The sequence below is a fragment of the Dyadobacter sp. AC419 genome (assembly GCF_979253085.1).
In genome coordinates this window covers 13,882-25,245 of record NZ_CEEDCD010000030.1, presented here as the reverse complement: position 1 = coordinate 25,245, position 11,364 = coordinate 13,882, and the positions used below count along the sequence as shown (strand labels likewise).

The 11,364-nt window shown below is 45.0% G+C and carries 9 protein-coding genes; 3 read left to right on the top strand and 6 right to left on the bottom strand.

From position 1 onward, the window contains the following. Both AC0IYG_RS29510 and AC0IYG_RS29505 read right to left on the bottom strand, forming a co-directional pair. Nucleotides 1-1,068: a 2Fe-2S iron-sulfur cluster-binding protein gene (locus AC0IYG_RS29510; protein ID WP_471714631.1), complete on the bottom strand. Its 1,068-nt coding sequence runs from the start codon at nt 1,066-1,068 to the stop codon at nt 1-3. Nucleotides 1,069-1,164: 96 nt separating this feature from the next. Next, nucleotides 1,165-2,394 (bottom strand): pyridoxal phosphate-dependent aminotransferase, encoded by a 1,230-nt coding sequence (locus tag AC0IYG_RS29505; protein ID WP_471714630.1) that lies wholly within the window; start codon nt 2,392-2,394, stop codon nt 1,165-1,167. A gap of 182 nt (nt 2,395-2,576) precedes the next feature. On the opposite strand from AC0IYG_RS29505, the gene AC0IYG_RS29500 reads away from it, so the two are divergent. Continuing rightward, nucleotides 2,577-4,103 (top strand): RtcB family protein, encoded by a 1,527-nt coding sequence (locus AC0IYG_RS29500; RefSeq protein WP_471714629.1) that lies wholly within the window; start codon nt 2,577-2,579, stop codon nt 4,101-4,103. A gap of 10 nt (nt 4,104-4,113) precedes the next feature. Here AC0IYG_RS29500 and AC0IYG_RS29495 read toward each other — a convergent pair whose 3' ends face one another. Together AC0IYG_RS29495 and AC0IYG_RS29490 are read right to left on the bottom strand one after the other, a co-directional pair. Then, nucleotides 4,114-5,328 (bottom strand): BamA/TamA family outer membrane protein, encoded by a 1,215-nt coding sequence (locus tag AC0IYG_RS29495; RefSeq protein WP_471714628.1) that lies wholly within the window; start codon nt 5,326-5,328, stop codon nt 4,114-4,116. A 141-nt stretch (nt 5,329-5,469) separates the two neighbouring features. Further along, nucleotides 5,470-6,681, bottom strand: a complete 1,212-nt coding sequence (locus AC0IYG_RS29490) for an NADP-dependent isocitrate dehydrogenase (protein WP_471714627.1) — start codon at nt 6,679-6,681, stop codon at nt 5,470-5,472. A gap of 119 nt (nt 6,682-6,800) precedes the next feature. Here AC0IYG_RS29490 and AC0IYG_RS29485 point away from each other — a divergent pair, with 119 nt between their 5' ends. Together AC0IYG_RS29485 and AC0IYG_RS29480 are read left to right on the top strand one after the other, a co-directional pair. Further along, nucleotides 6,801-7,379 (top strand): 5-formyltetrahydrofolate cyclo-ligase, encoded by a 579-nt coding sequence (locus tag AC0IYG_RS29485; RefSeq protein ID WP_471714626.1) that lies wholly within the window; start codon nt 6,801-6,803, stop codon nt 7,377-7,379. An 84-nt stretch (nt 7,380-7,463) separates the two neighbouring features. After that, nucleotides 7,464-8,474 (top strand): aspartate-semialdehyde dehydrogenase, encoded by a 1,011-nt coding sequence (locus AC0IYG_RS29480; RefSeq protein WP_471714625.1) that lies wholly within the window; start codon nt 7,464-7,466, stop codon nt 8,472-8,474. A gap of 56 nt (nt 8,475-8,530) precedes the next feature. Here the strand turns inward: AC0IYG_RS29480 and AC0IYG_RS29475 are convergent, their stop codons facing one another. Further along, nucleotides 8,531-9,748 carry an NADH-quinone oxidoreductase subunit D gene (locus AC0IYG_RS29475; protein ID WP_471714624.1) on the bottom strand — a complete coding sequence of 406 codons (1,218 nt, stop codon included), beginning with the start codon at nt 9,746-9,748 and terminating at the stop codon, nt 8,531-8,533. 4 nt (nt 9,749-9,752) lie between these two features. Further along, a complete protein-coding gene (locus tag AC0IYG_RS29470; RefSeq protein WP_471714623.1) occupies nt 9,753-11,321 on the bottom strand; it encodes a glycoside hydrolase family 10-like protein in 1,569 nt (522 codons plus the stop codon). Nucleotides 11,322-11,364 lie beyond the last annotated feature (43 nt).

The window sequence follows — 11,364 nt, the reverse complement described above, 5'->3', positions numbered from 1 at the left end:
TTATTCCACCTCGATAATCACATCATCACTCATCGGATGACTTACGCAGGTTAGGATAAAGCCTTCGTTTAATTCTGCTTCTGAAAGCGCGTCCTCTTCGTCCAAATGCACTTTTCCAGAAGTGCATCGGCCCAAACAAGCCGTGCACATGCCTGCCTGACACGAGTAAGGCAAGTCAATGTCCATATTCAAGGCTGCTTCGAGCACCGTTTCGTGTGGCTTTACTGGCAATTTATATTCCGCGCCTTCATAGAACAATGTGATTTCGCGCGTTTTCAATGTGTCATCTTCCTCTTCCAATGTCACTTCACCAGGTTGCGCGGCCGTTGCCGTCATAAAGCTTTCTTTCCGGATCTTATTTTCTGGAACAGCTAAAATGGCCAACGCCCTATGCGCTTCTTCCATCATATCTTCCGGGCCGCAAAGGAAAAATTCGGCTTCGGATTTATTCAATGTCGGTAACTTCTCAACGATTTTGAGCAAATGGCTTTTATTCAAACGCCCCTTCTCCCCTTCCCAGGAATCCGAGGGTTGGCTTAATGTATGAACGACTTTTAAGCGCTCTCCATATTTGGCCTGCAATGCTTCCAGCTTATTTTTAAAAATAATGCTATCCTCATTTCTGCTGCCATAAATAAGGAAAACCTCACTTTCGGGCTCAACCATTAAAACAGATTTCAAAATAGAAAACAAAGGCGTAATGCCGCTCCCCGCTCCTACAAAAACGACTTGCCGGGTCTGATCATCGCTTTGTTTTGGAAAAAATGCGCCCATAGGCTCCATAACTTCCAATGTATCACCAACCTTCACCGAATCGAGCAGCAAATTGGAAGCATAACCTCCCGGAACCCGCTTAATTGTAATGGCAAGCGAAACATCCGTATAAGGCGAGCTCGACATTGAATAGGAACGCCTGATCTTTTTATCATCAACCGGCAAAAGTATCGTCAGGAATTGTCCCGGGCGATACGCAACGACCTCATTCAGCGGATGCCAAAAATGCAGCGTAGCAGCTTCCTCCGTCTCTTTTTCTATTTCTTTAACCTTCAAAAAATAATACTTACTCATCGATTCAAATATTGCGGTGAACGGCTAATTCCGTTGCCCGGGAATACAAAAGCCTCACAGGTAACACCCATGAGGCTTTTATGATTTCAATTTATGTTATTTTAAAGTCGCTACGGCGTCTTTGATGCGCTGAACTGCTTCCACAAGTGATTCGTCAGCAGCAGCTGTTGAAATCCGGATGCAATCTGGTGCACCGAAACCTGAACCTGCAACTGTTGACACATATGAGTTGTTCAATAACCAGTTTGAGAAGTCGTCCGAATCATTGATCGTGGTCGTTCCGTCTGATTTTCCGAAGTAATAACTTACGTCCGGGAATGCGTAAAATGCTCCCTGAGGCACATTTACCTTAAACCCAGGAATGTCTTTCAACAAACCAACAACCAGGTCGCGACGACGCGCATAAGCCTTTGTCATTTCAATCGAAGGCTCCATAGGGCCGTTGAATGCTGCTACTGCTGCTTTTTGAGCGATAGAATTCGTACCCGAAGTAACCTGACCCTGCAATTTCTCAACGCCATCAGCGATCCATTTTGCAGCAGCCGTAAACCCGATTCTCCATCCCGTCATGGCATAACCTTTTGCCACACCATTGACCGTAATCACGCGATCTTTCAATGCAGGAATCGATCCCATGCTGAAATGACCTTCTTCGGTGAAGTTGATATATTCATAAATTTCGTCAGCCAGAACGTAAACATCTTCATGCTTTTCGATCACAGCTGCGATTTCTCTTAATTCTTGTTCTGAGTAAACTGCTCCCGTTGGGTTGTTTGGAGAAGCATACATCACAATTTTCGTGCGGGGTGTGATCGCAGCTTCCAATTGTGCAGCGGTAACTTTGAAATCATTATCAAAAGCACCATTTACCACAACTGATTTACCCTCAGCCAGTTTCACCATTTCGGAATAACTAACCCAGTAAGGCGCAAAAATCACAACTTCATCGCCCGGATTGATCAAAACCTGGATTACATTGGCCAATGAATGTTTCGCACCCGTTGAAACCACGATATTTTCCGGTTTCCAATCTATATTATTGTCGCGCTTTAATTTGTCAGCAATTGCCTTTCGCAAATCAGGATACCCTGCTACGGGTGAATATCCATGAAAACCATCATCAATGGCCTTCTTTGCAGCCTCGCAAATGTGTGCGGGCGTCTTGAAATCTGGCTCTCCTACGCTCAGACTGATTACTTTGTGGCCTTGTGCGGCCAATTCACGCGCCATTTTCGTCATCGCAAGCGTCGAAGATTCTTCGAGTGCGTTGATCCGGTCGGCCAATAACCGGGGTGCAACCTGGGTTTGCTCTGCTACTGCGGACATTGCAACAATAATTTAGTTAAAGAAGATACTGCGATCTGTATGAACAAATTGCCCGCAAAGGTACGTGTTTTTTAGAAGTTGTTTTGTGTAATGCAAAGAAAGATTTGTGAAAAGTAGCGTTACCAAACCGAAAGATGTGCGTCTAAGGATAGATGAATTTTCTAACTTAAAACAACATTCAAATGAACACGGAAATCAACATTGACGAGATAAAGTTTTTGGCCAACATTCCTGAGGAGCTGCATGCGCAAGTGCTGCGTGTTGCGAACGGCCTGCATCAGCGTGCTAAGCAACCGAAAGAGAAAGTTTTCCTGCTGCTGGCTAAAATGATCAATAGCCCGAAAAAATATGCGCTTTCCAGAAATAAGGTGACCAATCTTGCCAAAATCTTATACGAATATAAAAGAAACGGAAAGGAAATTACGCTAACGGACGACGGTAAGGAGCTGATATACAATGAGGAAGCTGTTTTAACATTGGAGGAAAAGGATGGGCAGGAAAAGCATAAGTTTAATCTGCGGGAAGACAAACTGCATTATGCGGTTTTTGGGAAAGAGCACATTGAGGAAGGCGCTTTGCAGCAAATGGAAACGGCTGTAAGTCTGCCTATTTCGATTGCTGGCGCATTAATGCCGGACGCACATCAGGGTTATGGCTTGCCGATCGGCGGTGTGCTCGCGACGGAAGCTGATAAAGTGATCCCGTTTGCCGTGGGCGTCGACATTGCCTGCCGCATGTGCATGTCGGTTTTTGACTTGCCTGCCAATTATATGAAACGTGAACCGCATTTGCTCAAAAAGATCCTGACTGAAAACACCAAATTCGGCATGGGTGGCGAAACGACTCGCAAATATGACGATAGCGTGATGGATCTGCCGGAATGGAATTCGGTCAAAATTGTCAAAAACCTGAAAGACAAGGCATATCGTCAGTTGGGAACTTCGGGCACAGGAAATCATTTTGTTGAATGGGGAATTGTGGAAGTTTTTGAAGATGATACATTGCTCAAACTTCCCAAAGGCACTTATTTGTCATTGCTTTCGCATTCCGGTTCGCGTGGATTTGGCGGCAATGTTGCCAATCATTATTCCAAACTGGCTATGCAAAAAACAGTTCTGCCCAAGCAGGCTGCGCATCTCGCGTGGCTGGATTTGAATACGCAAGAAGGACAGGAATATTGGATCGCGATGAACTTGGCTGGTGAATATGCTTCCGCAAATCATCATGAAATCCATAATAAAATCGCCCGCGAGCTGGGGCATAAGCCACTAAGAATGATAGAAAACCACCATAATTTTGCGTGGAAAGAGCAACTTGCGGATGACCGGAATGTTATCGTTCACAGGAAAGGCGCGACGCCTGCTGGTGTTGACGAGCTCGGCATTATTCCAGGATCCATGAGTCAGCCGGGCTATGTTATTCGTGGCAAAGGAAGCACAGAAGCAATAAATTCCGCCTCACACGGCGCAGGGCGCGTTATGTCACGCACAAAAGCATTCTCTACAACCACAAGAAGCGAAATGAATAAGGTGTTAGAAGACGCCGGAATCCAGCTCATAGGCGGCGATCTCGACGAATCGCCAATGGTTTATAAAAACATCGACCAGGTCATCGCTGCACAACATAACCTTGTAAAAGTCCTGGCAAAATTCTCACCAAAAATCGTCAGAATGGCAGATCCGAATCGGAAAGAAGGGAGGGAGGATTAGAGGGCGTTGGCTAAAACACCTCCCCCAAATTCACAAACAAACCCCTCGACCCCTTCATCCCGAAACCGTAATCGATAGCAACATTCGCCCTAGATTTCTTGTTGACTTTGATCCTGAGTCCGACACCGCCGCCGGGGGCGATTTTCGTAAAATTGTTGGCGGGCCAGTTGGAGACGCTTTGGGCGTTTCCGAAAACTACGGCGCCGAACAGGCCGTTGCGGGTGAGGGACATTCTATATTCTGTTTCAAAATATAGTAATTTTGGACTGCGGAAACGGCCTTGAATGTAGCCGCGACCCATAGCAGTTGCAGGGTCCCAGCCGGTGCTTGGAAGGTCGAGGTAAGGCGCTTTACCGCTTACAACCAGCCAGTTATAATTCCAGAATGCTAGTGTGTTTCTGCTGCCTTGTGGGAGATTGAAATATTTTCTTATATCCACGACAACTGAATTCCAGTTGCTCGTGCTATTTAGTCTTTTCAGGCTTGATCTATATTGGACGCTGGTGTAAAAGCCTTTTTCGGGATTAATGGAGTTTGTTCGGTTGTCATAAACTAATGTGGCAACCGGTCCGGCGGAGATCGATTTTGGCGTCAGGCCATATCGGGTAACGTCCGCATTGCTGTCTTCCTGGCTGATGCGCCAGCGATAATCATAGAAGAACCCAACTCCGGCGTAAAACGACTCTGTGACTTTTTTCAAGACAGTCTGATGCAGTCGAACATGCTTGTAATCAATTTGCGACGCGTTACTAAGCTCACTGTCAGGCCCTAAGCCATAAGTGTCCTGCGGATATTTGAAATAACGCCAGTCGGTCAGAATGTTCAGATCGTTATTTCTTGTCCAGATGCTCGCTTGCAGCGGAATGGTGATCTGCTTGTATTGCGTGTAAATGAAGTTTGCAGTAATGCTTGATAACCTCGTTTTATGCGGATTGCTGGAATAAAACGCGGAATTTACATTCATTGAACCGATCAGACCTGATGTTAATGTATAGCCAAATGCCGGAACAATTGAGAACAGCACTTTTCCCGTTTTCAAAACCGTATCAACCTTTACAGAATCCTGACGGTTCTTTTTACGCAAGCCTTTAAGGACGTCAATAATATCCTTTTGCAAGACAATCTTTTGAACCGAATCAGCTTTCTCGACCGGCTGATCATCAGGGATTTGCATAGGCCGGCTGTATGATTCCACACCTGTGAACGACAGGTAAAGAAACAGCATCAATATGCGTAGAAAATGTGGCTTCAACTTATTTATGGGGGTAACATTTACAACATAATATACTATACCAAAATGATACCTAAACAAAAAAGCCACCGATTCGTGAAGAATCAGTGGCTTTTTTTAACAATGATATGCAGATTATGCCAATGCCGCTTTCAGATTTTCATCGATTGCGTCAAGGAATTCCTCAGTATATAGATAATGCTCGCCATGCTTCACGTCATTTCCGTGAATGTTAACCGCAAGATCTTTTGTCATTTTTCCGCTTTCAACCGTTTCTATACACACTTTTTCAAGGGCAAGGCTGAAATCGATCAATGGCTGGTTTCCATCCAATTTACCACGGAATGCCAATCCACGAGTCCATGCGAAGATAGACGCGATCGGGTTTGTAGAAGTTGGTTTTCCTTTTTGGTGCTCACGATAGTGACGTGTTACCGTTCCGTGCGCTGCTTCCGCTTCCATGGTTTTGCCATCTGGTGTTACCAAAACAGAAGTCATCAAGCCCAGTGAACCGAAGCCTTGCGCAACTGTATCTGACTGAACGTCACCATCATAGTTTTTACAAGCCCAAACAAAGTTACCTTCCCATTTCAATGCAGAAGCAACCATGTCATCGATCAAACGGTGCTCATAATGCACTTTTCCTGCATAATCGCTTTCGTAAACTTCCTGGAAAATGTCCTTGAAGCGTCCGTCGTATTTTTTAAGAATCGTGTTTTTTGTAGAAAGGTAAAGCGGCCATCCTTTGTCCAATGCAACATTGAAACAAGCATAAGCAAATCCACGGATCGACTCATCGATGTTATACATTCCCATCGCAACACCAGCTCCTTTGAATTGGTAAACTTCGTGCTCGATCACTTGTCCATCTTCGCCTTCGAACTTGATAGTAAGCTTTCCTTTTCCTGGCACAACGAAGTCTGTTGCCTTATATTGATCACCAAAAGCGTGACGTCCAACGATAATAGGCGCAGTCCAGTTTGTTACCAAACGAGGCACATTGCTCATTACGATAGGCTCACGGAAAACAGTTCCATCCAAAATATTGCGGATCGTTCCGTTAGGTGATTTCCACATTTGTTTCAAATTGAATTCCTTTACGCGATCCTCATCAGGCGTAATGGTTGCACATTTGATACCAACACCATATTCTTTAATTGCATTGGCTGCATCAATCGTAACCTGATCATTGGTTTCGTCGCGGTATTCCACGCCCAAATCGTAGTATTTAATATCTACGTCCAGATACGGTAAAATGAGTTTTTCTTTGATAAACTTCCAGATGATCCGGGTCATTTCATCGCCATCCAGCTCAACGACGGGATTTTCAACTTTAATTTTGTTCATGTCTTTAAATGCTATACAATAGTTAAAGATTTTGAAATCAGATCGTGAAAGTACGAACAATAGAATAAAAAGGCGAAAATTCCTGATCTTGCAATCCAAAAAAAGACGCTTTTCCTGCAATGACCAAATTTGAATTAAGACAGGAATATCTGGCGAAAAGACAAGCCATGCAACCGGCTGACATTTCAAATGCAAATGCATTAATCACATTAAACCTGCGGAAGTTGCTGATTGACAAGACGATTAACATCATTCACACATTCCTTCCACAAAGAAATGCAACCGAGGTCGACACCTGGGAAATTGTATCCCTCATCCATGAAGCTTTCCCTTCCATGCATATTGCAGCACCTTATATAATCCCGGGCACCAGAGAAATGCTGCACTATTTCTTACAGCCAGAAACCACATTGATCGAAAACCGCTGGCGCATTCCAGAGCCCGATCCTGTTCATGCACAAATAATTGAGGTAAATCAGTTGGATGCTGTTCTGATTCCGCTGCTGGCTTTTGATAATAACGGTTTTCGCGTTGGTTATGGGGGCGGTTATTATGATCGTTTTTTGTCTCAATGCAAGCCTGATACTTTAAAGGTAGGACTTTCGTTCTTCCCTCCTGTTCAGCAAATCGATGATTTGGACCAACACGATGTGCCTATGGATGTGTGTATTACACCATATAATATTTATAAATTCTAAAAATTACTCGTAAATTTGCGGCACTTTTGGCCTAAACGGCCGGGGTAAAATCTCAATTATTTCATATCTAATCTCAATGCAAGAATGAAAATCGCAGTAGTAGGCGCTACCGGTTTGGTGGGCGGCGAAATCCTCAAAGTGCTCGAAGAGCGTAATTTCCCAGTGACGGAATTATTAGCCGTTGCATCCGAAAGATCTGTTGGCAAGGAAGTTACATTCAAGGGTAAACAGATAAAGGTGATCGGATTTGAGGACGCGATTGCAGCCAAACCTGAAATAGCAATATTTTCGGCTGGCGGCGGAACGTCATTGGAACTTGCACCAAGATTTGCAGAAGCTGGCATTACAGTAATTGATAACTCCTCAGCTTGGAGAATGGACCCGACCAAAAAACTGGTTGTTCCGGAGATTAATGCAGGTGAATTGACCAAAGAAGACAAAATTATTGCAAATCCAAACTGCTCGACCATTCAAATGGTGGTGGTTTTGAATCCTTTGCACAAAAAATATAAGGTTAAACGTGTGGTTGTTTCCACTTACCAGTCTGTAACCGGAACGGGTAAGGCGGCAGTTGACCAACTTTTCTCAGAGCGCGCTGGCGATCACAGTAGAGGAAAAGTTTATCCGCACCAGATTGACCTGAATGTGTTGCCGCACATTGACGTGTTCCTGGACAATGGTTACACGAAGGAAGAAATGAAAATGACCAACGAAACCAAAAAAATCATGGGCGACGACAGCATTGCAGTAACTGCAACAACTGTTCGCATTCCAACGATTGGCGGTCACTCTGAGGCAGTTAACATTGAATTTGAGAATGAATTTGATCTTGACGAAGTGCGTCAGATATTGAGCGAGGCGGAAGGTGTGATTTTGCAGGATGATCCAAAAAATGCACTTTACCCAATGCCATTGACAGCACATGGAAAAGACGAAACATTCGTGGGCCGCATCCGCCGCGACGAATCACAGCCTAAGACATTGAACCTATGGATTGTAGCGGATAATCTTCGCAAAGGCGCTGCAACGAACACCGTTCAAATTGCTGAGTTTCTAGCAAAAAATGAATTGGTAGGCGTTGCGCAGGAAGCTTAATTTTGACATCAATTAAATAGCAGAAAGAGCCGCTGAAAAGTGGCTCTTTTTTTGTCCTAGCGATCCACCTCGCCCATTACGACGTCAATGGAGCCGATTACGGCGATCAGGTCAGCCAGTAAAGAGCCTTTTGTGATTTCTCCAATCACAGAAAGATTGTGGAAGCAACAGGATCTTGCTCTGCACCGAAATGGAACGTCTGAACGGCCGTCAGTTCTGAAAAAGAAGCCAAGCTCACCTTTCGGGCTTTCACCACGAACGTAAAAATCCATTGCTTTGGGGCGGATCTTTTTGGGCACAACAGCCTGCGGGTCAAAATCACGAGTCCGTTTATAATCACCAGTTAGTTGCTCCAAACTTTGCTCGATCAGTTTCACCGATTCCCAGCATTCCAGCACACGAACCCAGGTTCGGTCCCAGCAATCGCCCACGGTGCCCATTTTTCCTTCCCCAATCGGAATGTCAAAATCGAGCTCGGGATAAACGGAATATCCATCCACTTTTCGCAAATCGTAACGCAAGCCGGAACCGCGCAACATGGGGCCAGTGCAACCATAATTAATGGCAACCGGCAACGGAAGCACGCCGACATTGGCAGTTCGCTGGATAAAAATTTTATTATCAACCACCAGTTGCTGCAATTCAACAAGCTTAGGTTTCAGATATTTAACAAACTCCAAACAGCGCTCTTCAAACCCAACAGGCAAGTCATAAAACAAGCCGCCGATCCAAATGTAATTGTATAGCATTCTGGCTCCACAAGTCCATTCGAGTAACCGAAGGATTTGCTCGCGATCACGCATCATCCAAAGAAAAGGTGTGTAAGCGCCAATGTCCATCGCGTAAGTTCCCAATGCAACAAAGTGCGATGCAAGCCGGTTAAGCTCGGCCACCACGACCCGGATATATTCAATGCGTTTGGGAATGTCGTTTTCAATGCCCAGCATTCTTTCCACACCCATCACATAAGCGTGTTCGGAATTCATGGACGCCACATAGTCCAACCGGTCAACATAAGGGATAACCTGGTTAAAAGGAAGCGATTCCGCGTGTTTTTCGAAACATCTGTGTAGGTAACCCAAATGTGGGACAACGTCAACAATGATCTCGCCATCCGTAACCACTTCCAGCCTCAGAACACCGTGAGTAGAAGGATGTTGCGGACCAATATTGAGCACCATTTCTTCCCTACGAAGCGTTTCGGAGTTGTATTTTGTAGGAACTGAAACGGCTAAATATTCAGGTTTATATTCGTATTGAATGGTGTTGCTCATAGGACTAAAATCTTACCAGTTTCTGGTCATGGACTTCCACTTTTAATGGACCGATCGGGCGGCCCTCATTATGCAGGCGGTCCACGGCCGTTACATAATAAACATATCGTTGCCCGGACTCAGCCGTCATATCCACATATTGTTCGCCTTCATAGCACATGCCAATGATGCGGCGCGGATCGTAAGCAGTCGGTTTTTCCTCTGGCGGAAAACGGTAAATCACATAATACCATGCGCGGTCGCCGTCCGAAGCTGCATCCGGTTTTTCCCAGGTCAATTCAATGCCCTTAGACAACAATGTCGCTTTCAAACTTCTAGGAGAAAGGGGCGCAATGCGATCTTTCCAGGGCATTGTCGGGATAAGCGCCGGATAGCGAAAGAAATCCCTTCTCAATGAGTCAGCGAATCCCAAATTATTGCCCCTTACGGATCGGGAACTGAAAAATATGGCTCCATCGGTCTCACTTTCGCGCAAATAACGGATCTGATTGGGTATTTCGAGTGGATTGGACCAATGTGTGTCCCTGTCTTTATATCCGACGCGGTAAGCGCCCATTCCTATATATAAATGTCGTTCGTAAGAATTGGCAGTCCACCAATCCACCAGATTCCGGTAAGGCACGCGTGAAAAACCGGATGAAAAATAAACCTGCGGCGCAATGTAATCGATCCAGCCCTCTTTAATCCATCTACGGCTGTCTGCGAAAAGATCGTCATAGGAAGCCAGCGCACCGAATGTTTTCGAGCCCTCTGCATCACGATCCTTATTTCTCCAGACTCCAAAAGGGCTGATCCCGAATTTCAGTCGTGGCTTGACCGCTTCCAGTCCGTCATGAATTTGTTTTACCAATAAATCAATGTTATGCCTTCTCCAATCGGCTTTATTGGAAAAACCTTCACCATATTTTCGGAATGTTGCCTCATCCTGAATAACCTGGCCCGGCGCTGCGTACGGATAAAAATAGTCGTCAAAGTGGATTCCGTCAACGTCGTAATTTTTGGCAACATTGACCGTCATATCTGTAATAAACTGCCTTACTTCCGGAATTCCGAAGTTAAAAAGCTTATAACCGTCATAACTCAGGATCCATTCGGGATGTATTTTGCTGACGTTTTCGGAAGAAACACTCGTTGAAGATTTGTGTACGAGCCGGTTCAGATTAAGCCACGCATGGAATTCAAGACCGCGCTTGTGTGCTTCGCTGATCATAAAATCCAGCGGATCCCACATCGGATCCGGTTGCCGGCCCTGCCTGCCTGTAAGCCATTCAGACCAGGGCTCGGGGCTTTTGGCATAAAATGCATCTCCGGCCGCCCGCACCTGGACGAACACCGCATTCATTCCCACTTTTTTATGAAAATCCAGCAGGTTCGAAAACTCCTGTTGCTGTTGCTCTGGTATAAGATTTTTGCTGCTTGGCCAATCAATGTTATCAACAGTTGCGATCCAAACTGCCCTGAATTCCCTTTTCGGAGGTAAAATTACTTCGGGGTCGGCATTTTGGGCTATACAACTTTCCAGTAGAAATAGAAGGAATGTAAAGGAAAGCGCAACTATTTTTATTTTTTTCACTATCTAACCAATGCAAAATGTTAATCCAATCAAAGTAACGTAA

Coding starts and splice junctions, on each gene's coding strand:
- AC0IYG_RS29510 (WP_471714631.1), bottom strand. CDS start 1,068: ATGAGTAAGTATTATTTTTTGAAGGTTAAAGAAATAGAAAAAGAGACG.
- AC0IYG_RS29495 (WP_471714628.1), bottom strand. CDS start 5,328: ATGCTGTTTCTTTACCTGTCGTTCACAGGTGTGGAATCATACAGCCGG.
- AC0IYG_RS29485 (WP_471714626.1), top strand. CDS start 6,801: ATGACCAAATTTGAATTAAGACAGGAATATCTGGCGAAAAGACAAGCC.
- AC0IYG_RS29475 (WP_471714624.1), bottom strand. CDS start 9,748: ATGAGCAACACCATTCAATACGAATATAAACCTGAATATTTAGCCGTT.
- AC0IYG_RS29505 (WP_471714630.1), bottom strand. CDS start 2,394: ATGTCCGCAGTAGCAGAGCAAACCCAGGTTGCACCCCGGTTATTGGCC.
- AC0IYG_RS29500 (WP_471714629.1), top strand. CDS start 2,577: ATGAACACGGAAATCAACATTGACGAGATAAAGTTTTTGGCCAACATT.
- AC0IYG_RS29480 (WP_471714625.1), top strand. CDS start 7,464: ATGAAAATCGCAGTAGTAGGCGCTACCGGTTTGGTGGGCGGCGAAATC.
- AC0IYG_RS29490 (WP_471714627.1), bottom strand. CDS start 6,681: ATGAACAAAATTAAAGTTGAAAATCCCGTCGTTGAGCTGGATGGCGAT.